Consider the following 22,411-nt stretch of genomic DNA (forward strand, 5'->3'; position numbering starts at 1 on the left):
TTGTATATATTATTATTTACAGTTTAACATAAGTATATTATAATTAAATTGAATATGATTAGTTTGGAGGTTACCAAATAATGAGAATACGACAACATGATTGTTTCGCGATTGATGATCTTCCTTCATTTGTGCCAACTGGGGACGTTGATGATGTGACTTCTCTACAGGATGAAGATTTTTTAGTTGGATGTGAATCTTGATGATGAGCCTTTCTAATATCTCAAGTGAATATAAAACGGGGATTATTCATCGCTGCTTATTGGAGGTCCGACTTGTGGAGATTTTAGAATGTGCAGCTAGGTCGTCCAAAAGTGGGAAGAATGCCGCTAATGAAATCAAGCAGCATTTTGGGCAGTTTAGGATTAATGGGTTCCTCACAGGCAATTTTAATTTACCTTCGGATTTTTTACAGTACCATGAGGCATCTATTCGTGTTAATGCAAAAGGTATTCATGTTGAAATGAATGGGCTTCAGTCAGTGATTTCATATGATGAAGTTGTACAGCATATTCTCACGAGCTATCTCATTTCTTCTGGCCGGTATCTCAAGCATGGATCTAGGGTAAAGTCGAGCTTAGATCGCAAGCGTAAGGAGAAAGTTCGACTAACTGGATTTGAAAAGGCGATTGAAAGAGTTGGTTTTCTTTCTCCTGATCCCAGCCAAGACATAAGGCAAAGTTCTAGCAAGCGGCTAAGAATCGGTGATCATGTTCAATATGGTGATAAATCGGGTTACATTCGCTGGATCGATTCGGAAAAGAACAAGAGGATAGCAACTATTGTCCTGGATCAAACAAGAGAAATTTTTGGTTTCCCCGGCTGCAAGGTATCGAGCTTTTATGACTTCAAAGTTCGTCTCGATGGGATGGAAAAGACGGAAAAACCCCCTCTTAGAGTCATTGGAGACTTGGTTTATACTGGCTGTCATGTTGTCATCCGAAATAAGAAATGGGAATTATTTGCGGTGATCGACTGCAAAGATAATGAATTGATTATTGAAAAAATCGTTGGTTCTAAACCAAAGGAAGAGCCTTTTCCGATTCCCAGGACCGATGTGGTGCATGTGTACTTTCCGGAGGTCATTCCTGCACTATGACAAAAAACCAATTAACACCAGAAGAAAGAAGATGGATTATTCATTCGTGTGTTGTTAGAGCTGGAGGCGAGGTGTTCACTTCTAGCTTGCATTTAGCATTGAATAATGGAAAAGATCCCGTTCAAGTCGTCAAAAAAATGCTAGGCGTATTCACTATTGTTGAATACTCAGATGAAACCAATTTCCCTATACCTTGTGAAGTTAAGTCTTCTGGTCATTGTTTAGATATCAAAACTCAGGATGGACGATTAGTTAGGATCATTTATCGTGATGTTGCTGATTACGTTTTGCTGCATTATCATCCCAAAACAGGCCGATATCTTAAGCATGGGACTAGGAGGCTTCGCTCTTCCTTTCTTTCAAAAAGTCATCTTAGAAGTAATGCATACGAACAGGAATTTAGTGGGGAGATTTCATTTGTAGATATTCGTGGAAAATGGACATTTAGAAATATTACCATTGCTGACTACGTATCAACGAAATATGAATGCGACACTTATTATTATGGAATGGAATCTTATTTCATAGCATCGGGTAAAGATCAATTTGATCGATTGTACACTACCATACGATTGACGGATAAATCAGACACCGAATCAATTAAGAGAAGTTTAAAACAAAGTTTTGGTTATACGCCTACCAATATCGTGCTCGAACAAATATGGATGTACTTTAAACGACTTCGAGATGCCCATCTAGAGGAAAGACATGAGCTTCGTGATCGCGACAAGTTGACTTCAATCCGAAAACTTGAATCTTTTCATAAGTTGATCATTCAACGTTATGCGGATGGTTATGAATGTCGTTCAGTTTGGCAGAAGCAGCTGGGGAGCCAGTGGCGGTGTTTTACTACAAAAGAAGAAGAAGATGAAATATGGCAAGCGCAAATGGTTCTGAATGAACATAAATGTAACGACGATGCCTTTATTACTTCTTTTACAAAACCACTGTATTGTTCAACAAACCGCATTGACCAAATCCGAGAGGCCATTCGGATACAAGATGAAAATGATTGTTTTGATCGATTGCTGGAGACAAACATGGAGTTCAAACGTATTGTGGCGCATTATGCGGCAGTTAGAAAGGGAAAAAGATATTATTCCATAGCCATTGACTATGAGCTGGTTTACCGCTTATTTGGGTACATTCAGAGTAGTAAAGAATATCCTGAAAAACACAGTTTATTGTCTGAGCTTCTTGGTCAATTTGGGATTAAATATGGAAGTACTTCGCAGCTCCACCGATTATCAATGAAGTATGAAAACGACTTGCCGGCCGTCTCCCCTGTTTATGAGCGTGAAGAGGGAAAAATCTATTACATGGACAAGATCTGCTTAAATGATAAGCTCATCGATGTTCGAAAAGTTGGAACCAAATATGTATATCTCTCAAATGGAAGACGCATTGAGAAATCTGAGCTTCCAATAAGCGTATAACATGTGTTATGGCAGCACAAATAGCCAGAGAGGTGTAACTCCCTCTCTAGCTATCTCCTATCGACCATTGAGCCTCTTATATCCATGAAATAGCCAATATGTAATACATGAGCGCGCGCACTTTGTATATAAACCTTCATCATGAGCCTCATTTCTGAGCCTTTCCTTGGTTCTGATTACTTGCTGCCGCTTGTCCCGGGTTTACAATGTTTCGGCAGTTTCATCATTAGCTTTGGATTGGTTGCCCACTTATCCAGTTCTTACTATGAAGTATTACCAGATTCATAGATTGATATACCTACAAATTAGATTCTGTATGTTAAATTAGACAGGGGGATACCCGATGCAATTTTTTGTGATGTTCGTCATTTTATTTTCATTCTTCAATATTTTCTATGCTACTTTTCAATGGACGAAGGCACCTCGGAATACCGGTTGGGCAACGATGACGAGAGATAAGTACTTTTATGAAACTATGATTTTTCGTAGCATCCGTATTTGGTTAATGTTTGTCGCCATTGGCAATTACGTGTTTCGAAATCTTATGACACCAGGCGTTGAGCGTGCATATCACTTAATTCTAATTGTGGTCCTGATCTCGCTATTGGTCGAGATTATGTATTCATTTGTTTTCAGAGTGAGACGCAAATCTATTTGAGTGTAAGCGTGTATAACGCGTGTTATATCAAAGGGCAAAGAGATAGAGTTAATTTTAGGAGGATGACGTGTTTTGAAAATGTTTAAAGTGGTTTTGGGTTTAAGTTTACTAGCGGGATTGCTCCCAGGTGCGGTAGTCGCGGCGGAAGAGAAGAAAATTGAAGTGAATTATTATGGTACAGCAATGAAATTTGATGTCGATCCCATCATTGATAACGGGAACACGCTGGTTCAGTTCCGTCCAATTTTTGAAAAGATGGGCTTAGAGATAACCTGGGATCCAGCACTAAAACGAATTGTCGGGACCAAAGGTAATTCCAAAATCCAATTGCAAATAGGAAGCCTTAATGCAACGGTGGATGGCATTGCCTATAAGCTTGAAGTTGCTCCAGCTATTATTGATGGAAATACCATGGTGCCTTTACGGTTCATAAGTGAGGCTACAGGTAAACGAGTGACGTGGGACGCAACTAACTATAGGATTGCCATTCAGAAGGGCTTGGAGCTGTATTCAGAGTCACCACAAATTGGCGATGAAAGTTATGATCCTGAAAATTACTCGGATCTTCTAGGAAAGTCCAAGCCTTCCATTTCGGAAATAGATGGTTATCTGTATGTGATCTGGAGCCAGAACCAAACGGTAAAGTCACCAACAGTTAGTTATAATACGACTAATTTCTATGTTTCCGTTGCCAAGGACGGTAAATGGATGTTTAAAAGAAAGCTTATCCGGACGTTTCCAAAAGATACAAAAATCCAAAACTTATCCCTAATTTCAGAGAACAATATTTACTGGCGCGATATGCAAGGTGTGAAGCAGCTCAAGATCAATAGCGAAGGAATTGTAACAAACGAAAGATATATTGTTAGCCGCGGCGTTTCGACATATCCTGGAGCGGTAAGAAATCCGGAGGTTTTAAGCCAAGTCTACTCAACAAAAGAAAATGGAGTGCTATTTGGCGATAAAGAAGGTTTGAAAGTTTATTTAGACAATAACGAAAGTACGACTGCATCTGTATCCACCATAGATATTAAAGATTTAAATCAGATCCTTTTGCGGCCAAATGTGGATGCGAAGTATGTCCTAGATAGACAGAATGGACTACTGAATTTGTATCAACGAAATATTGTGAAGCAGCTCAATATTAATTCTGGCGACCTTATTTACGATAAGGATGGCAAGGACAAAACAACGCAGCTTGCTCCTAGCACGCAAGCAGTGGGAACCTTTATTAAAGGTGAAATGCGTTATGTGTATCAAGATAAAGACAGGAGGCTTAAGTTCTTTTCTGTCGATGACAAATTGAATATTACGAAGCAAGAAGTAAGCACCATTTCACCTAAGCAATTTGAAAACTATGCCATTGGAGAGTCCGGTTCTGAAATTCGTTTGTTTAGTGACGTGGATTTTAATAGGAAATCATCCATTCATCGAATTGTCATATCTAAGTAGGAGGGGAACTATGGAGCCGGCAATGGGCTATTTGCTTAAAATCATGCACTCGTTTGGCACGTTACATGAACATCTCTTGGCCGATATTGTGCTAAGAAACTGCAAGTCCGAACGTGTAGGGAAGACTAAAGAAGAAATCATTGCAAAGGGTTTGAACATTTATCAAAATCAATCGATCGCGATTCATACTCTAATCGATGAGGCATTAAACAAAGATTACATTACTCTTCTAGAGATGACAGATCGAGGCAGGAGATTTTCTTTAACAAATGAAGGGATATTATCCTTAACAATCTATTTAACGGATCATTTTTCTGCAGAGTATAAAACGTATAACGAGCAGCTAACCTACAGTCTCATTGAACAAGGACAGCTTGCGTTGCCGGGAATATCAGTAATGAAATTTTTCCATTCGGGTTATACGGTGGAGGAAGCTGCTGCACTGTTCGTAGTTCCGAGACATTCAAATCGGCTTGCTAAAGGCTATCATGAGTACATGATGAGAGAGTTTGGGGGTCTAACAGATATTGAGCAGGACAGCTTTATTTTTCATTTATTCCCTAAACTTCAAGTACCGGATGATCTGATCGGTAAAAAGGTAACTCTCAGCATTGAGGGTATCCCAGTACCAGCTTCGTTAGTTGTATCGACACCTTATACCAATAAGCGTATTTATGTTGCGGGACTAAAGAAGGGTAGAACCAAAAGTGGCTACGGGTTTTATCCACTTGCTGGACCACAGGAGGTTTTTCCCGACGAACTGCCGATTTTACTTCGATGGTGCATCGATGAGAGTATTATCATTGAACACAGAATCCAGCTGCAATTTCAATTTACAAGCCCAACAGGACGCTTTTTCTCTACAGAACAGCGTTTTAGTAGACACGTACCAATTAAAAGCTTTTCCCTAACTACAAATTTTAATTTCGAGATCCAACAGCACCGTGATATTACATTAACAGCCAAGAACATTTTTAACCATTACGTAATTACTGAACGAGCAACGCTAACCAATTTCCCTATCGAATTACATAGCGGCCAAAGCGGTCAACATTATGGGAAGTGGTACGAAGAACAATTAGTCACGTCCAAACCATCTATTAATTAGGTGGTTTTTTATTTGTTATTTTGTATATAATAATATTTACAAAATGAGTACACTATGTTATACTTATTTCAATGGCGTAGGAGCTGAGCAGAAGTAATTTCGGGACTTGCACCGGTTCTTAGCGTGGCATAGTCTTATTGCTTCCAGGTTGGTCAAACACCAGTAAATATGGGAGAATAGTAGAGAGGTGAGTGTGATTAATAACGCTGAAAAGAGCCGTGTGAGCTTAAAATTCATCGAGCTTCAGAATAAAGTTGCTGTTTCATTCAAACAACTTGCGCTTAGTTTATATGATGCTTGTAATTGTAACAATGAGCTCTATGTGGCAGTAATGAGAAATCTTTTTATGCAGCATCAAAAGGAAAGTTATAAGTTTGACCAAAACCTTCTAGATATTGTTCTTTCATGTGACTTGTTGAAGGGAAATTACTACATCCCGTACGAAAATGGAATGAAAGGAAGCCATAGATCCTACTATAGAATGATTATGATTGCATTAGTCATGGTGGAGTTTAATGACCAAAATTACACGGGGCTAGTTAAAGTAGGGTTTGATTATCAAACGATTAATTCAGCTTTTTTAGAGTACACGGATCGAGCTTTCCGCCAATTTGCAAAAGGCAAGAAGGTTGCTTTAAAGATTATTAAGCAGCTGAAGATCATTCAAATTACAGAAGCGTACAAGAAGCACAATATTAAACTTACGCTGCGGCAGCTCTATTACCAGATGGTATCCAAGAATGAAATTTCAAATAATGAACGTGAATATAAAAATATTATTACAATCACAGGCGGAATGAGAGAACACAACGTTTTAGAGTTAGATGAATTTGCTGATAATCGGTATTCTTATCGCAATTCGTATGCCAATAATGTAAGGGATTTTGTACATAATCAATTGGATCCATCGGGTTACTTTTTAAATACTAGAACAAACCAGTCTGTTTACTTAGAAGTATGGATTGAGAAGGAAGCCCTGCGTTCTGTTTTCAAGCCGGTTACTGACGAATATGATCTACCGTTGTTTATATGCCGCGGCTACCCATCGACTTCTTCTTTATTTGAACAGGCGAATAAGATTCTAGACTCCATTAAAGAACATGATTATATTGAAAATGTCATCATTTTATATTTTGGAGATCATGATCCTAGTGGGAAGCAGATTCCTGAAGCAATCGAAAATATTATGCGAAATGACTATCAATTCAAGCACGTGAGAGTACAGGGATGTGCGCTTACGATGGACCAGATACAAGCTTGTAACCTACCGCCGAATCCAGCGAAATTAGATGATCCGCGTGCATCGGGATACATTGAAGCATATGGTATGGATTCATGGGAGCTTGATGCCTTGCCGCCACTGGAGCTGCAACAGATCATCACAGATTTTATTGAGGATAATACAGACGCTGAGCAATTGCTTATGATTAAGGAGCAGCAGAGGAAGCATCGTGAAGTACTTATGAAAATCCAAATGAAAGCGATGGAAGAGATTGATAATGAGTAAACGTATATTAATAATTGTACTGGAGTTCTTGATAGCAGCTTGCAAAGCCTTGTTATCCCTTATACCTATTGCCGTTATATATGGTCTTTTGGAAACTGTTTTTTATAGTATTTTCGAATGGAAATCTTCTTTTGCTATATGTGTATTTGCATTCACTTTGATGTACCTAGTGAATCAAGCCCGGAAGTGGGGCATTAAACGGGTGCAAATGTTTTATTGATTATGCCAAAGAAATGTGACTGCGGACCGGATCGATTCCCTACTAATTCTAAAATTATGGAGGTTTTATACAAATGACTAAACCAAACAATTTGCCGTTATCTGCTGAATTTGAAACGGTTATCAATGATCGGATTCAGTCTTTACTAGATGAATTAAATGAGCTATTGAGAGTTAAAGGTGTTGCTCTTAAGGAAGTTCAATTTACGATGGATGAACAATCGTATAAAGGTGTTCGTTTTGATGATGGTTACGTTTTAGCTTCTTCTGCAGACGGTGGCCAGGTTCAATTTAACTATGGAGTTTTCGATTATAACAAGGAACTATAACACGCGTTATAATTCTTTGTCTTCCTTCTATCTTATATACATAATATTGTATATAATATCTTCAGAAAGGAAGGGATTTTATGAATCGTCTTGTAAAGAAAATCGACATGGAAACCGTTAATATATTCAAGGAAGAAACTGGGGAGATCACGGATCGCCGCTTAAATAAATATTTGGGGTTAATTAAGGAGCAATTTAACCATGAGCCGATTGTTACGGTTCGCAGTGTTGGTGAGCATTTGGATCTTACGCGGCCGACAGTAGAGAACAAGTTTCTCAAACATGGTCTTGTTCATTATGACATTCAGTTCTCCCGAGTTAAGGAAAATGGTCAGGAACAGCTATCCGCTCCGCGTGACCGGTTGTATATCAAAGCTGAGGATTTAGTGGATTTTCTTATTCAGAAGTGTGATCTGACTTATGAGCAAAAGCATGTAAGCCTTAAAAATTTTGAGTTTGATAAACCATTTCGAGATACAACTTATCGGAAATATGAGAATTGCAAGCAAGCCCTCCAGGTTGATCGTATGAGTTTGCGTTATGGGGATCTTCATCCTCAGACGAGAGAAGAATGCATGAATTTGTTTATGGAGAAAAGCTGGATTTCATCTCGTCAAATGGAGGAATTACTTGATATCTCGCGGAGATCTGCCGTTATTTTAGGAACGATGATTGATGGGGTGACATTTTTGTTGCCTGAAAGTAGTGTAGTACGCCGGAGATTTCTGTTTTCTCCAGCCTTGTTAGAGAGCGCACAATATGCAAAATATTTGAAGTTAGCGTATCGATTGCCTGTATTGTCCAGAGAAATGATTAGTAACCCTGAGTTAATTCCACTCGTTGACGGTGGAGAAGGGGAGCTAGAAAACTAAAGGAGGATTTTTTTGAACGGGAATGATTTAATGATTAATACTTTTTTGAGTTTTAAATGGCCTTTACTAGCGGGCTTTGTTCTTTCGATCATCTTGAATAGAGTATTTGTTTATGCGTTGCCGCATCACCAGCTGCATAAGACATTTAAAATCCTCACAGGCATAAGCAGCCGAGTTTGCTGCTGGCTTATTATACTTTTTTATCTTCTTTTGACTATGATTGTTACGTTTCGTCTAATTGCAATTGGAGAGCCTAGTGAGTCAATCTATTATTGGTTTAGCCAGTATACAGTCTTCTCGAATATTTCGGTATTCTTTATGATTTTTCTTGTTTTTCTCATGCAATTTGACTTCATCGTACATACGTTGACGAGACAAGCTAAAGCTATACGTCCTATTAAGGATTATTTATTAGGGCTTGATTATGAACGCTGGGGCCGTCTATCAAAGTGGAGCAAGGCTACTCGTAGATTTAACAAGCGGAAGAAATGGATTGATCGTGTTGTCCAAAATCTTGTACAAGACGGTTCAGTATTTCGGGACGTAAAAGGTGAACTAATTGTAGCAAGTCCTTCTGCAAATGCTTGTGAGTATGAAGTTTATATGGCCGATCAGCTTTCGGCTAATGAAAATATTAAATATAACTTTATTTGTTCAGACATTTCTTCCGTATCCCTAGTTTCAACTGAAAATTTACAAGGTAAGTCCAATTTAACTTTTTCGTATGATCCTGGTGTCGATGCAGCAGAAATCGATTTGCTTCTGAAAGATAAAGGCATATCTCAGGTTAATGTGATATGGGACATTAAAGGATTCTTATGGCATCATGTCGCGGGAAAAATGTTGATGAAATCCAGAAGTCAGGCTCTTGAATTTGCACTTCTTAAGTATGCTGAGGTTCTTTCGGAAGGCGGTTGTATCGTTATTGATGCTTATAAGCGAAGGTTTCTAAGCTTGCAATTTAATAATGTAATGGTAAGGGGGCTGGGTTTTCTTCTTAACTATGCTGAGTCTTCATCTGAAACCATTATTGGAGGATTATTCAAACGTAACGACCGGGTTAAAGAATTGTTTGAACCGCCGCTATACATAGGAAAAGGAATGTATCGTATGGCTGTTTACAGAAAACGGGCTGTAGTTTAGGGGGATGGGTATGAAGAAGGTTAGAGTATTATTTATTGGATTAATTTTACTTATATTGCTTCAGGCATGTGCTGCTGTTAACAAGAAAACTGATGAATTAGCGGATGTTAAATACGGATCATTTGATGGGGTTAAAGTCAATGGATTTCAAATTACGGAATCAACGGGGGCAATTACACTTTTTGATAATGTATCCATATATATACGAACTGGAGTCAATAAAAAAGGATTCTATGGGTATCTAAAAAATCAGCATTGTTATGAAAACGATAATGGAGTTGCAAAAGCATCCAAGGGTTGCGAAATGATTCAGCTGGAGAGGATCAAGGAGGACTCTGTAGCAAACGCTAATTATTATGTGAATCCTTATGGTCAGTTCCAGTCTAAAGTCCTTAGAGACGAAAATGGAAAGGTTAAACTTATTGTATTTGACCAGGTAGGTTGAATTTATAACATGTGTTATGGAGCAAATACAATAGTACAGCTCAACTATTGAAGTCTTTGTCCCGCAAGTGCTTAGAATAATGGTTTGTGGAGAAGTTTAAATGAACGAGCGGATAATTATGGGGATTGTCATATTGGCGATTTCTTTTGGGCTGTTCATTGGATTTATAATCGTCAGAAGTAGTAATTTGTGTGCAGACGTAACCAATAAACGAGCGGACTAATTAGTGAAATAATTAGCCTGCTCGTTTTCTGTTTAAGGTAATTTCGAGTGATAGCCTTCCCCCACCCTGCATATGATGTAGTGGTGTAGTGGTTCACTGAACCGCATATAAATTTCTTGGGAGGCGAGTGAATAATGCCAGCAGTTAAAAAGATGGACGAGAAGAGAGGGGCCAGATTTAGTATTAGTGTTAGTTATGATACGGATGTAAAGCTGGAAAAGCTCGCGACAAGTTGTGAAATGAGTAAGTCTGAGTTGGTCGATTACATAACAAAGTCAGCAATTAATTCAGCGGAGTATGTGATGAGACTTCAAAATCGTTTCAACAAAAATGAAAAATACCGAGTATATCCTGTTACTGAAAACGGAAAGATGCGCTATGAATGAGAGTGTGATTTAATCTTTTTCTTACTACATTTGTCCATGTAAGTGAAAGCTTGCTTCACCCACTTTTTCTCGAATTTTCTGTAGCAGCTTGTACATAAATTGAAATCATTTACTATCTTCTTAATTTCTTTGTTACAGTCTGTACATTCCATGTGAACTTCCCCCAATCACGAAATAAATGTCTGGGCCTGTCAATGCGGTTTATTTAACACGCCGAATAAGAGATTGCGACTCAACGAGTTGACTGATCTCTCTCCAATGATTCGCCCAGGCATCACATTTCATTGCCATATAGTTTAGTGTCTTTATGAACTGTTCTCTGCGCTCAATGGGCACGTCATTTAGCGACTGGATCGCATCATCTGGCAGTTTTTCAAATCGAGGAATTTCTGTTATATAACCTTCAACTAGTTGCTCTATATATGTCAATCTCATTCATATCACTTCGCATTCTTTTATTATATAAATCTAGTATTGACGGATGAAATCAGTTTCAAACGGACGCATTTTTTTTATTTAGCAGCGCTGGACAGAATGGTTATGTATATAAAATTATTTACAAAAGGCTATACTTAATGTATGATTTAACTATGATAATGACACTGACGACTGTGATATCTAATGAGGTTTATTGATCCGAATGATGGACAACCTTTGTACGATAGTGTTGAAATAAAAATAGAAGTGAATAGTTCGCATCGCGATACGGAAGATGTTGCTTGGAAAGTTTTACATAACATCTTTAAATAGCGGGGCAGCTGAGTGCAAATTAGGGGCTTTAAACGTTGTGAAGAGGGGGTAAATGTGATGTGGGAATTTGCAAAAGATAATTTTGTGAAGCAAATATGGGGAATAGTATTGCTTGCTATATTGCTTGCGATTGTCGCAATTTTTGTTACTTGGATCTTTGGATATGATTATTTGCTCTTTGACATATCTAGCCGTCTTGTACATGAGGTATTTGGACAATTCAGTTAAAAATAGGAAAGGGGGCTATTATAGTTGCTTAATTTGCTAATCGTTGAAAAGAAGAATAATGCTCTTGAAGGAGGACTTTGGAAAGCGATTATCGATCCGAGTGTCATTTCCGCTTTCTATGTTGGTTCTATTGAGGAAGCGTTTGAATTGAACGGTAAGGAAGATATTGATATTCTACTTGTAAGTGGTATGTTACTCATAGATCTAGATTTAGAATCACGAAAAACTATCGATCACCATTTCCCGAAAGCGAAATTCTACATCACCTCAATGTATGAAGAGAAAACTTTTAAACACTTAGCAGCGGATGGTTTTGTGCCAAAGAAAGCGGCTAGTGCTATTGAGTTTGTTAAACAATTGCAGAGATAATAATCCGCCGCGATGACAATACGGAAGGGGAGTCCATAAGGATGCCGAATCATGTAGTGGTATATAGGCATAAAGGGTACGATATTACAGTTATACAAAATGCACAACCGGAACAGATTGGTTACTATATCGATCATTATTTTTATGTTGATCGGAAGTATCCCCTTCTCCAAGAAGCTATTGACGACATTGACAGAAATGAGAAGTTTGTTTATTAAAAAATACATGATTGTGAATCGTGTTCTGCAAGAACAGGCGAAAAGGAAGAGGGAGCAAAAATGACCGTGGGGAGCGTGTTTTATGGATATGTTAAAGCAACAAATGGAGTCGAAATTGGAAGAGATTAGCACGATGAAAAGAGAACGAGAAGCATTGTTTGATGACTTTGAATCAAATAATGATCGTATTGCAGCTCTCTATTGGGAAGTTGAGATTAAAGAGCTACAATATTTGTTTTTGAAACGTCAGCAGCTCGAAGCTTTAAAGATAACTGCTACCATTGATCCAGAAAGTGTAACTAGGATCGAAAAAATAAATGAAACCTGCATCGCCATCCTGCAAAAGAAGCTTGGTAAGGAAGGATTTGAAGAACGTCTGAAAAACGAAGGTCTGATTTAACATATGGAATATTAAGGGTGAGCTCGTAGTTATCTCTATCTATTTTTCTACCAGAAGATTATATTTAGATAAAAAGGAAGGAGTTGGAATTATGGCGTATAAGTTTCATGGTGGTGGGCTTGTGGGAGGCAAAATCGGAATCAAGGCTAGTGGCAAACAAGAAATTGAGCTTAATGGCACGCAAGTCAAAGGTGGCGAAATTGGTGCAGATCTTGCCCTAACTGAAGATAGCGATTTCGTAGCGAATGACTCAACAATAGAGGGTGGACAGATAGCAGTTTTAATCAGAGATTGGGACTCTATTAAAGATGAAATTGAAAAGATTGTTAAAGAAGAAGGACTTGATGATAAAATATCTAATGAAGTAATCGGTCTTTTAACGGATATTAAGGACCCAGATAGACCTAGCGAGGTAAGGAAGATTGTAATTGATAAGGTAATTAATTTTGTATCAAGTGCAGGATCAGCAATGCTAGTGCTGTATATTAAACAACTGTTACATATACAGTAATACCGCGTGTTCTTAGCGAAGTAGGGAACCGTATCCCATTACTTCTCAAAACTTCTAATTATTCGCCAGGTGACACTAGCATACTTCGCTCCATAATCCTTTTAAAGACTGATTGCGATTCACGGCTTTTAAGAAAACATATTTTGGCAAGTGCGGAATTAAATACTACCCGAGTGGGTGAGTCTATAAAATGTTTTTTAATAAAAAGAAACACGTTGCTCCTCAAGTGGGATCAGTTGTGTATACTGAATTGGGCTTTGGCAGTATGGAACACTCAGGAATCTACACCGGACTCGATGCAGTCATACATCTGAATGGTGAAGGTCAAATAGAAGAGGTAAGTCTGCCTGAATTTACCGATCATATTACGACGTTCAATCATGAGATATATGTTCCTTGCTACTCAAAGAAAGATTGGGCGATTGCTTTCCCAGTCGCATTCGGGAGAGCTTCTGATCGTGTACACTTCAAACGGCGTTACCAAGAAAGGGAATATAACTTATTATTTGATAATTGTCACCAATTTTCTGCAGGTTGCTTGACAGGAAATTTTGAAAATGCAACAAACTTCTTATTCCTACTTAAAGATTTGGTGGAAGAATATCACGAAGATAAGGTCGATTGGAGGCCGTGGGACTGGAAGACAGATCCTAATGTCAACCTTAACAGGCCGAGATTAAAGGAATAGGAATGTATGTAAAGGCGGGGTTGAGACTTAACATGCTAGTGAAACATAGTGATGATGTCGAAGTACTTGCTAAACTACATAAAAAAAACCGTATATTGTATGCATTTTGTAGAGTAGAGAATCCGATCAGACAAGATTTTGTCATCGTATTTTTTCTCAAAAGAGGAAAAAATGGATACCGCTCTTATGAAGTCTACCTTTCATCACTCGGATACTTGTATGAAATTGAATTATTTAACCATAAAGAATCGACGCCGATTACAGCAGAATTAAGATCTGAAATCATCGATATTATTTACCGCCAAAGTGAAATACCTCAAATTTTTGGTACAATTAACTGGAATCGTGAGCGTGTTGGAAAATGAGGCAGTCTATTCAATTACCGTCGAGTACCTGAAGGTGTTCGACGGTTCTTTCTTTTTATAATAGCTTATGTATGTTCATGGTATTGTAGATAATTCTCAATACGTCCACTGTTTCCCTATACCTATTACGGACTTTCCATGGTAAGGTCGTAATGGAGGGTTATACCTATGCTAAATCAGCCGATAAAACCAATGTTATTACAGCCATTACTTCCTTCTGAAATTAAAAAAGATTATTCTAGCTCCTTGAAATGGGATGGATTTAGGATAATTATACATTATGATCATGGAAAGGTAAGAGCATTCACCAGGCATGGGACAGAGGTTACGGACAGATTTCCTGAGCTTATGCAAATTAATCTTCCTATTAAAACGGGGACGTTTGATGGCGAGTGTATCGTATTTGATTTAAAGCAGCCAATGCAGCCAGATGATCAACAACCACGCAGATTATGGTGGGAAGATTCAATGTCTCGATTTAATACAAAAAATGTTGCAGCTGTTAAACGAATCTCAATGACTTTAAGAGCGCATTTTCCTTTGTGGGACATATTGTATCTGGATGGTCAATCTTTGCTTAAGAAGAGCTTTATAGAGCGAAGAGATAAGCTAAATGCTGTTGTTAAAAACTCTGACGAGCTATCCGTCACTCCGTTGTATAAAGACGGTGAAGATTTGTTTAGAAAAGCGAAGCAGATGGGTATGGAGGGGATAGTACAGTACAATAATGACGCATTCTACTATCTAAATGAGAGGCCTCAAAAAAATGTCATATACAAGGTCAAGGCGTATCAATTTGCGGTCTGTCAGATATTTTCAATGCGTCGAAAGGGTCCTTTTGGCTGGGGTTTGTCAATGAATGGAGAGTATGTTGGGATATTGGAATTCCCGCCTAATTCTGATGCAATAAGAGCCTTCAATAAAATCTCAAAGCAGCTTATAAAAGGACAAAATAAGGATTGGGTGTTTCTTGATCCGCTAATAAGTTGTAAGGTGAAAATACAATGCTTTACTAAAGATGGTAAACTTAGATCACCAAAATTTGAGGAGTTCTGTACCATTTAAGTTATACACTCCCGAAATATATTGAGGTCACACTGTTAAGAAGGATGGAGTTGAATATTTTGACTTGGTGGTGGATGTAACACGTGTTTTGTTAAGTTGCGCATGCGCGGGAATAAAGTGTTTTGAATGGTTATATTGGGAAAAACCTGCTCATATAATGGTTATCAAGTGTATAGCAAAGCCGGTAAATGCCAACTATAATGAATGAAAAGCCACCCCAATAGCCTCCTACAGCTATCAGGGCGGTGAGTTAGTTTCTTGATCCTGGAGTCGAAGCCAGATTAAGAAGCTCTGTTATTATCGGAAGAGGAAGAGTCCACTTGGCTTTGCTGAGAGGGCTTTTCTTTTTTCTTTTTAGGAGATATGAGGTCTCGTGTAGCGTTGTAGAATTTCATGTAACTGGCAACCTTATTTACAGTGTCTGCTTTCTCCGATAGCCATTCTACGATATCATCAAAATCCATTTTTGTGTCACCTCCTTATTTGTATATTTTGCATTCATAGGAACCACCTCCTCTCTTAAAACTATGATTAGTGCTCTTTGTATTAATATATGCAATTGCCTATATTAAATAACACGAATGGGAATTTTGTCATAGAAGTAGCCAATTTATAAATGATATGCTAGTAAGATCATATGTTGGGGTTGATTACTTTATTCCTTTATTACCTATAGTAAAGCGATATGAGAAGATGAATTTACAACCCACTGGCAAATAATTAACGGCATAAATTAACTGTCGTCTATACTAACTATGACCAAATCTTGGTGAAACTATTCATATATTATTCATGTTCATTATGAATTTAAACAAACAGATAAAAAAAATAAAACACAAATAAAGTTACTTGTTTGAGTAATCGATAATGCAAGTATTTTAGTTGCGATAGCTTAGGAATCCATTTGTTAATAAAATGATTTTGTCGAATATTCAAGGATATAAGCACATTTCGTTGAATGTTAATGTTAGTGAAAAAGTTGCTTAGGAGATGAAGATTTGAAGCTAACAGAAGAAGAACGCGATTCTATTTTTGAGACGATAAATAACGAACAAGTGCTGTTTTTAAAAGATGGGTTAAAAAGAGGTAGAAGAACTGTTTTTGCTAATACCATTGCTACTCAAAAGGGACTATCAGTGCCAGATAACGCATCGTTTGAAGATATTGAACATCTTGTGGACTCATGGGTTCTCATTGGTTATGTAGATGGCGGAGTGGTTTCATCCGATCTAAAATGCGAATGTGGGAGAAGTCTAAGATACCAGTATCATGTAATCAACAAGCAAAGTGGAGAAGAGCGTAAATTCGGTATTGATCATTTAGAGCTTCATACTGGCATCGATGCTAAAACAGTCGCAGAAATACGTAATGGTTTTTCAAAAATCGATCTGGAGCTGGATGAACTACTGATTAAAATTGAAGAACAATGGACTTTGGATGATGCTATGTTACCTTCGCTTTCAAATATAGAGCTGCCACATGAAATTCAACAACACGTAGATTTGCAGTTGCCGCTTTTGAACAGACAAATTGCAAGAATTAGGAGATTAATCGCTGAATATCAAACTAATCAGCAACGAGCCTCAGACGTGTTTGAAAGTCGAATTACTGTCCCGCCGATTAAAAAAGCAAAAGGAAAAAAAAATGAGGTTGATCTGTTCACTTACAAAGAAAATCATTCGGAGGAGTCAGAGAGGAGTGTAGTCGAAGAATTATCAGACGCTTCTAAAAAAGCTGTATTGTCTTATCTCCAAAGCGGTGTTCAAAGCGCAAGAATCATTTGTGAACTTTTGATAAGAGATGGATTAACCAGTGACGCGAGGTTTATAACTGAGAAACCAAAAATTTATGTACCGGTATGTTGGTACATCGAGTCATATATACATACAAGCAGGTGTAAGGTTATTTCGATTAATCAAACGGATCGAGTTTACGAGTGGATCTCATAGATTTACTGTGATAACGGAGTGGGTTATCAATATAACATGTGTTATATGAGGTGAGCCTAAACAGAAGAGACATCCGCAAGTTGCCTTTTCCGTTTTAGCATTTCTGACATAAGGATTTATTAAATAGAAATGAGCCTTGTCAAATTGAAGTATATCCTATAAAATTGTAAATAGTTAGAACGGATAAGCGAGCCATGTTTCTTGAACCATGATTGAACAAAGCAGGATTGGGCCTGATGGCGAAGTGCTGAAGCTGTAATAATTCATACATTCAAAAGCTAGGTGAACCGAAGAGGGGATCTTAGCTTTTTTAATTTCCTTTGTCCGTGAAGGGAGATTTACCATGAAAGGGAAACAACATAGTGAAGAATCAAAGGCGAAGATCAGCAGAAGTCGTATGGGATCAAAAGATAGTGATGAAACAAAAAAAAGGAAAAGTGAAGCTTTAAAGGGCAGAGTAGTAACTAAGGAAACTAGGATAAAATTAAGCAAAGCGCTAAAGGGCAGAGTTATCACCTCCGAGTGGGCAGCAAAAATTAGTACATCGGCGCACGGCAGGGTAAGATCGGAAATAGTAAAAGAAAAAATAAGACTCTCTCTTATGGGCCGTAAACGGTCATTAGAAGTTATCGAAAAAATAAGAGCTGCGCACTTAGGCAAAAAATTATCGACAAATCATCGTGTTAGTTTGAGTATTGCAAGAAAAGGTAAGAAGTTTTCGGAAGATAGGAAGCTAAAAATGAGCGGCGAACGTGCTTCTAGAGCTGTCTTGAATACAGAGCAAGTGCGAGAAATAAGGAGGATTTATGTAATGGAAGTCGGATGGTCGCACCGTAAGCTTGCAGCAAAGTATGGAGTTTCTAAAAGTGCGATAACTGCAGTACTTAGTTATGACTCCTGGGATCACTTATGAATCGCTGGGAGATATTCTCATTTATGAAGATGGTAGATGAAGAGAAATTAGTTATTGGATGGGGGCAGAAACTATGGAATATAACGATTATAGTAGTATAGAAAACGGTCAATTGTTGGCTGCACTTCTGGCCACAATTGATAAGCCCACCAAAGCAGGGGATATATGGTTTTGCCCGGCAGGAAAGAGTGGAATTGCTAGTTTACATCATGTTGTACGTTTTGATGTGGCCAATCGAACCTTACACTTTACAGGTGGCAAGATAAAATTATCGGTGGATAAGGGTTACATTCCGATGATGGTTTTTGCCTGGAAGCAGCAGCTTGAATTGAGGAAATGAAATCGCACAGTTCAGAACAGTGGTCAAAACAAAAGCCCGAGGGTAGATATCCCCGAGCTTTTTGGTGTTTAATCATATTCATGGCATTTTGTTGGCTCGATCTAATACTACGGTTGCGGTGGAACATAAGAAAATAAGATGACCGCCGCGCTTACCGCAATGCAGCATCCAGATATGATTTTCACTTTTCTCACTGTTTTTTCCGGAAAGATTTCTTTATACCTTATGACTCCAATCGACAATCCCGTGGCAAGCCCCATGGCGTTTATGAAATATCTATGTTCGATTGTTGTTGCCGTGAAAACATTCGCTAAATAATTCATATGAGCACCGTCTTAAACTTTGCTTTTACTTTGCAGGAGAAGGCGATGATAGTGATATTCTTATAAAGAATTGCTATAAACGTCTAAACTTTAGTATGTAATATTATTTACAATAGTATGTAATTATTGTATGATATATATAACGGTATTTTTTTCCTGTTAATAGGGGTGGTGTTGTCTATAATGAAATGTACTGTTTGTTTTTCCCCTTCATTGCTTATAGTGAATGGTGAAAATATGTGTAACGAATGATTTGCATTGGGCATTCTTTAAACGCAAAGAACCACTGGTGATTACAACTAAGGTAACAAAATAAAAAGGGGTGTCTGTTTTGGGTAAATCAAGTAGAGGCTCTGAGGGAGATTCGCAAGAAAAAATTGAATCAGGATGGTACGATGATTTGGTTTTTGAGGATGACCTGGAAGATATATCAAGTGAATAGGTGGTGTACATGTGCGAAAGGGGCAAATGAAGTACATTTCGCCGCTAGATTTTGAAGCAATTAATTTTCTTTGTGGGTTATATCAAGACCATGCAGAAGCAGGAGCATGGGATGTTAACGACGAGAAGCTAAGTGAGGAAGAACGTAAGCGAAACAAAGAAATTCGTGAAATGATGGCTAAGTTTGCAAGAAAATTTTAGTTATCAAAATGAAGAGAGGTGTCCGTTTGTATATTCCAGTTCGCATGCCTTGCGACGTTGGTATTTGCTACAGTTGCAATGAAAAAACTGCCACTTATTATGAACATCCTATAGAGGGTAGTGAGAAAATTTATATTGCTTGTGATGAATGTTGGTCTGAGCATGATAATAAGGAGTTGTAGATGCTTTTGGTTTTTTCAAAAGAGGATCATTTATTTTTAGAGTGGTTGATTATTGTTAAACTTATGGATAAAAAAAGGTTTTCTAAATTATCTCCTATGGAAGTAGATGCATTGTATTCAGAATGGAGAGGGTTTTATTACGGACTGAATTAGGGCGATAGCTATACTGTGAATTTGAACTACTAGAGTATATTTGTGTCGCTGGACAATAAAAGAAAGATTATAATAAATTCATGCAGCATCCAAAAAATCCCCTTGCCTTAAAAGACTAGGGGGCTTTCGTTTATTCCTTCCAGCAAACAGCTGTTACCGATCCTAGGTTCATCCATCGGCTGCCGCGATATTGATAATGTTCAAGCAATTCGTAAGAGATTATATTTACGCACATCCCCTCAATAGGTGTGGGAACGTCATCCCAGCTTTCGTAATAGTCCTTTACCTTGTAGTAGGCGTAAGCTAAGAATTTTTCCCAGACTATTTCGTGCCAGGGGTACCTACGCAAAAAATCCTCACCGGTCATAGTTAGACCGTATCGATCCTTATAATAACGAGCGACATATTCCGCTGTTTCTCGATGAGTTATTCCATACAAAACTAATCACCACCCATATACGAAAGCATGTTCCCATATTATATCCTAGGAATACGGTTTTTAAAATAAGTGAAAGTGAGGTGAGGAGTTGAATTGATAAAACCTCCTGAAATTGATGTTTTTCAGTTATTTTTAGACCGTGGATTATCGATTGATGAGTTCTGCATTATGATGTTATTGAGTAGTATGTCAGAAGATAATGTTTCACTTTCCGAGGCAGTAGCCAGCGTTTTAGAGGAAGTACCTGGTGTGACTGAGTTAGACGTTCATCGATCGATCTTACGCGCCGAAAAATTAAGGCTATTGCGTATTATAAAGAGGTCCGGAACATTTTCCATAGAGGCTCTATTTTTAAATTCTTTATAAATTGTAGAAATTCAGCTTTGTTTAAGTTGTTGATTTCCGTTTAATTTAAGCGCCGCTGCAATGATGAAAAGGACTATATTGTTGTCGTGAATATTATTGCGACAACAATATAGTCCTTTTCCATGAGATATAAAACTGTAACAATTGAATTTTTTGTGGGACTTGTTACCAGTATTTTTTTAGTATATAATCTAGATGTACTCTGATCAAAGTCCAATCCGAGTTTGTATAGTCTGATCAAAGTCCAATCCGAGTTAACTAGAGGGGGATATACAAATGCCAACGGTAAACGAGATCGTAGAAATAACAGGCCAAAAAAGAGGAACAGTAGAACAATTTCGAGATGAACTTCAAAAGCATAAAATTATTGGTAATAACCAAAGTTTAAATGATAGGTCTGTTGATGTTTTTCGTAAAGCAGTGGACTATAAAGAAAAAGAGGAAGAAGAATTTACATGGAGTCAGGCTATGCAAAAAGCAATTCAAGAGGAATACGGGGAAGATATGGAGCTGCCATTTTATTGGACTAAGGAAATTATACTAAAACAGCTCATAAATGGAATCAAAACGAAAACAATTGAGGTTCATGAAGTTGATTATGAGGTGGACAGGTCAAATTATTTTGTTATATACCATTTGATTATAGATAATTTTACTGAATTGGGTAAAAACGAGGATGCCTTTACTGGTAGCTTTGGCACGGATGGAAACCCCATAACAACATTTATTTGTAAAGGAAATGATTTTCTATATTACGTAGTTGGAAAATTAAACAAATTAACAAAGAGCGAGGATATTCATGTTTTTTATAATGAGGGGATAGAGTTTAACATTATGAGATGCAAACATATCTGCGGTGGAAGTGCTAACAAGGGAAGATTAGCGGAATTATGGAATGTTGGAAGGGAACACATTGTACATGTGAGTGTTGAAAAAGATTTGATAAGCAAAGACTATGGTTTGAACATATGAGGATATTTAAATAAAAGGTGACAAAAGCAAAAAATATGCAGGATCCTGTTCGCAAGACTGAAAATAGAATACAAGACTAGCCCTCCTTGTTTAAAACCTAGATAAATAGACGAAGCTAGCAATAATTGAAAACAAGGAGAAGGTTCTATTATGTGGACAAAAGATGAAGTCATTACTAGCCTGCTAAATAAAGAAATGCCAAAGTCAAAAATGGCTGAGTTCTTAAGAAGTTAGAGAAACCTTGGAATAGGTATAAACGTGAAGAATTTGCTGGAATAGTAGCACTTGAAGCAAACAGAAATGTTGTGCTTTCGAATCTACTTGATCAACATAGAATGCAGTTTCATGCGCGGAAAGAATTATGGCATTTATATCTTACTGAGCAAAATACAAATCCACCCGTAATGAGTGGGAATGACTGGATAGCGCTCCTTCAAGAATATAAAGAAGCTAATCCCATTCGCAAAAGATACGTTTGAGTTTACTTCTTTTATCCTATTTTGACTATATACCCAGGTATAGGTGATAAATACAACAACAAAGGCAGCCTGCAATGAACTGCACCCCATTTGTTAGACACCACTAACAATGGAGGTGCAGTTTTTTTGTCTAATTTCAGTTTAGATGAGAAATTGAAGGCCATTCAAAGGTATCAGAATGG

The 22,411-nt window shown here is 37.7% G+C and carries 29 protein-coding genes; 27 read left to right on the forward strand and 2 right to left on the reverse strand.

Annotated features, from left to right (window positions below; translation table 11 throughout):
- The first annotated feature begins 80 nt into the window (after positions 1-80).
- The 13 genes from AC58VC_RS34670 to AC58VC_RS34730 all read left to right on the forward strand — a co-directional run bounded on the left by AC58VC_RS34670 (position 81) and on the right by AC58VC_RS34730 (position 10,877).
- Positions 81-203, forward strand: coding sequence for a hypothetical protein (locus tag AC58VC_RS34670; protein ID WP_497375978.1), 123 nt, complete (start codon positions 81-83; stop codon positions 201-203).
- A gap of 74 nt (positions 204-277) precedes the next feature.
- Complete coding sequence (locus AC58VC_RS34675) at positions 278-1,099, forward strand: hypothetical protein (protein WP_497375980.1); 822 nt, start codon at positions 278-280, stop codon at positions 1,097-1,099.
- Positions 1,096-2,535 carry a hypothetical protein gene (locus AC58VC_RS34680; RefSeq protein WP_497375982.1) on the forward strand — a complete coding sequence of 480 codons (1,440 nt, stop codon included), beginning with the start codon at positions 1,096-1,098 and terminating at the stop codon, positions 2,533-2,535. Before AC58VC_RS34675 ends, AC58VC_RS34680 begins: the two co-directional genes overlap by 4 nt.
- 343 nt (positions 2,536-2,878) lie before the next feature.
- The gene (locus tag AC58VC_RS34685) at positions 2,879-3,193 is read left to right on the forward strand and encodes a hypothetical protein (protein WP_497375984.1); all 315 of its coding nucleotides are present in this window, start codon (positions 2,879-2,881) and stop codon (positions 3,191-3,193) included.
- Positions 3,194-3,271: 78 nt separating this feature from the next.
- Positions 3,272-4,645 (forward strand): copper amine oxidase N-terminal domain-containing protein, encoded by a 1,374-nt coding sequence (locus tag AC58VC_RS34690; RefSeq protein ID WP_497376034.1) that lies wholly within the window; start codon positions 3,272-3,274, stop codon positions 4,643-4,645.
- Between the two features lie 10 nt (positions 4,646-4,655).
- A complete protein-coding gene (locus AC58VC_RS34695) occupies positions 4,656-5,753 on the forward strand; it encodes a hypothetical protein (protein WP_497375986.1) in 1,098 nt (365 codons plus the stop codon).
- 187 nt (positions 5,754-5,940) lie between these two features.
- The gene (locus AC58VC_RS34700; protein WP_497375988.1) at positions 5,941-7,260 is read left to right on the forward strand and encodes a hypothetical protein; all 1,320 of its coding nucleotides are present in this window, start codon (positions 5,941-5,943) and stop codon (positions 7,258-7,260) included.
- A gap of 293 nt (positions 7,261-7,553) precedes the next feature.
- Positions 7,554-7,808, forward strand: a complete 255-nt coding sequence (locus AC58VC_RS34705) for a hypothetical protein (RefSeq protein WP_497375990.1) — start codon at positions 7,554-7,556, stop codon at positions 7,806-7,808.
- 80 nt (positions 7,809-7,888) lie between these two features.
- Positions 7,889-8,680, forward strand: a complete 792-nt coding sequence (locus AC58VC_RS34710; protein ID WP_497375992.1) for a hypothetical protein — start codon at positions 7,889-7,891, stop codon at positions 8,678-8,680.
- A gap of 12 nt (positions 8,681-8,692) precedes the next feature.
- Positions 8,693-9,823, forward strand: a complete 1,131-nt coding sequence (locus AC58VC_RS34715; protein WP_497375994.1) for a hypothetical protein — start codon at positions 8,693-8,695, stop codon at positions 9,821-9,823.
- Positions 9,824-9,833: 10 nt separating this feature from the next.
- Positions 9,834-10,268: a hypothetical protein gene (locus tag AC58VC_RS34720; RefSeq protein WP_497375996.1), complete on the forward strand. Its 435-nt coding sequence runs from the start codon at positions 9,834-9,836 to the stop codon at positions 10,266-10,268.
- Positions 10,269-10,368: 100 nt separating this feature from the next.
- On the forward strand, positions 10,369-10,491 hold the full coding sequence (locus tag AC58VC_RS34725) for a hypothetical protein (RefSeq protein ID WP_497375998.1): 123 nt from the start codon (positions 10,369-10,371) through the stop codon (positions 10,489-10,491).
- Between the two features lie 134 nt (positions 10,492-10,625).
- Positions 10,626-10,877, forward strand: a complete 252-nt coding sequence (locus tag AC58VC_RS34730; protein WP_497376000.1) for a hypothetical protein — start codon at positions 10,626-10,628, stop codon at positions 10,875-10,877.
- 201 nt (positions 10,878-11,078) lie between these two features.
- On the opposite strand, the gene AC58VC_RS34735 is transcribed toward AC58VC_RS34730, so the two are convergent.
- Positions 11,079-11,312, reverse strand: a complete 234-nt coding sequence (locus AC58VC_RS34735) for a hypothetical protein (protein WP_497376002.1) — start codon at positions 11,310-11,312, stop codon at positions 11,079-11,081.
- A gap of 372 nt (positions 11,313-11,684) precedes the next feature.
- Here AC58VC_RS34735 and AC58VC_RS34740 point away from each other — a divergent pair, with 372 nt between their 5' ends.
- The 8 genes from AC58VC_RS34740 to AC58VC_RS34775 all read left to right on the forward strand — a co-directional run bounded on the left by AC58VC_RS34740 (position 11,685) and on the right by AC58VC_RS34775 (position 15,471).
- The gene (locus AC58VC_RS34740; protein ID WP_497376004.1) at positions 11,685-11,855 is read left to right on the forward strand and encodes a hypothetical protein; all 171 of its coding nucleotides are present in this window, start codon (positions 11,685-11,687) and stop codon (positions 11,853-11,855) included.
- A gap of 24 nt (positions 11,856-11,879) precedes the next feature.
- Positions 11,880-12,224 (forward strand): hypothetical protein, encoded by a 345-nt coding sequence (locus AC58VC_RS34745; protein ID WP_497376006.1) that lies wholly within the window; start codon positions 11,880-11,882, stop codon positions 12,222-12,224.
- Between the two features lie 41 nt (positions 12,225-12,265).
- Positions 12,266-12,442, forward strand: a complete 177-nt coding sequence (locus AC58VC_RS34750; protein ID WP_497376008.1) for a hypothetical protein — start codon at positions 12,266-12,268, stop codon at positions 12,440-12,442.
- 82 nt (positions 12,443-12,524) lie between these two features.
- Positions 12,525-12,842, forward strand: a complete 318-nt coding sequence (locus AC58VC_RS34755) for a hypothetical protein (protein WP_497376010.1) — start codon at positions 12,525-12,527, stop codon at positions 12,840-12,842.
- A 91-nt stretch (positions 12,843-12,933) separates the two neighbouring features.
- The gene (locus AC58VC_RS34760) at positions 12,934-13,353 is read left to right on the forward strand and encodes a hypothetical protein (protein ID WP_497376012.1); all 420 of its coding nucleotides are present in this window, start codon (positions 12,934-12,936) and stop codon (positions 13,351-13,353) included.
- Positions 13,354-13,543: 190 nt separating this feature from the next.
- The gene (locus AC58VC_RS34765; protein WP_497376014.1) at positions 13,544-14,041 is read left to right on the forward strand and encodes a hypothetical protein; all 498 of its coding nucleotides are present in this window, start codon (positions 13,544-13,546) and stop codon (positions 14,039-14,041) included.
- Between the two features lie 38 nt (positions 14,042-14,079).
- Positions 14,080-14,406, forward strand: coding sequence for a hypothetical protein (locus AC58VC_RS34770; protein WP_497376016.1), 327 nt, complete (start codon positions 14,080-14,082; stop codon positions 14,404-14,406).
- Positions 14,407-14,574: 168 nt separating this feature from the next.
- Complete coding sequence (locus tag AC58VC_RS34775; protein ID WP_497376018.1) at positions 14,575-15,471, forward strand: ATP-dependent DNA ligase; 897 nt, start codon at positions 14,575-14,577, stop codon at positions 15,469-15,471.
- A 281-nt stretch (positions 15,472-15,752) separates the two neighbouring features.
- Here AC58VC_RS34775 and AC58VC_RS34780 read toward each other — a convergent pair whose 3' ends face one another.
- Positions 15,753-15,935 carry a hypothetical protein gene (locus AC58VC_RS34780; protein WP_497376020.1) on the reverse strand — a complete coding sequence of 61 codons (183 nt, stop codon included), beginning with the start codon at positions 15,933-15,935 and terminating at the stop codon, positions 15,753-15,755.
- A 534-nt stretch (positions 15,936-16,469) separates the two neighbouring features.
- On the opposite strand from AC58VC_RS34780, the gene AC58VC_RS34785 reads away from it, so the two are divergent.
- The 6 genes from AC58VC_RS34785 (at position 16,470) to AC58VC_RS34810 (ending at position 21,750) form a co-directional block, all read left to right on the forward strand.
- Entirely contained in the window at positions 16,470-17,420 is a 951-nt protein-coding gene (locus tag AC58VC_RS34785) for a DUF3895 domain-containing protein (RefSeq protein WP_497376022.1), read from the forward strand.
- 343 nt (positions 17,421-17,763) lie between these two features.
- Positions 17,764-18,333 carry an NUMOD3 domain-containing DNA-binding protein gene (locus AC58VC_RS34790; RefSeq protein WP_497376024.1) on the forward strand — a complete coding sequence of 190 codons (570 nt, stop codon included), beginning with the start codon at positions 17,764-17,766 and terminating at the stop codon, positions 18,331-18,333.
- Positions 18,334-18,406: 73 nt separating this feature from the next.
- On the forward strand, positions 18,407-18,673 hold the full coding sequence (locus AC58VC_RS34795; protein ID WP_497376026.1) for a hypothetical protein: 267 nt from the start codon (positions 18,407-18,409) through the stop codon (positions 18,671-18,673).
- A 776-nt stretch (positions 18,674-19,449) separates the two neighbouring features.
- On the forward strand, positions 19,450-19,638 hold the full coding sequence (locus AC58VC_RS34800; RefSeq protein WP_497376028.1) for a hypothetical protein: 189 nt from the start codon (positions 19,450-19,452) through the stop codon (positions 19,636-19,638).
- An 867-nt stretch (positions 19,639-20,505) separates the two neighbouring features.
- Complete coding sequence (locus AC58VC_RS34805; RefSeq protein WP_497376030.1) at positions 20,506-20,778, forward strand: hypothetical protein; 273 nt, start codon at positions 20,506-20,508, stop codon at positions 20,776-20,778.
- 276 nt (positions 20,779-21,054) lie between these two features.
- A complete protein-coding gene (locus tag AC58VC_RS34810) occupies positions 21,055-21,750 on the forward strand; it encodes a hypothetical protein (RefSeq protein ID WP_497376032.1) in 696 nt (231 codons plus the stop codon).
- Positions 21,751-22,411: the final 661 nt, after the last annotated feature.

This window comes from Paenibacillus sp. J22R67 (assembly GCF_059692175.1).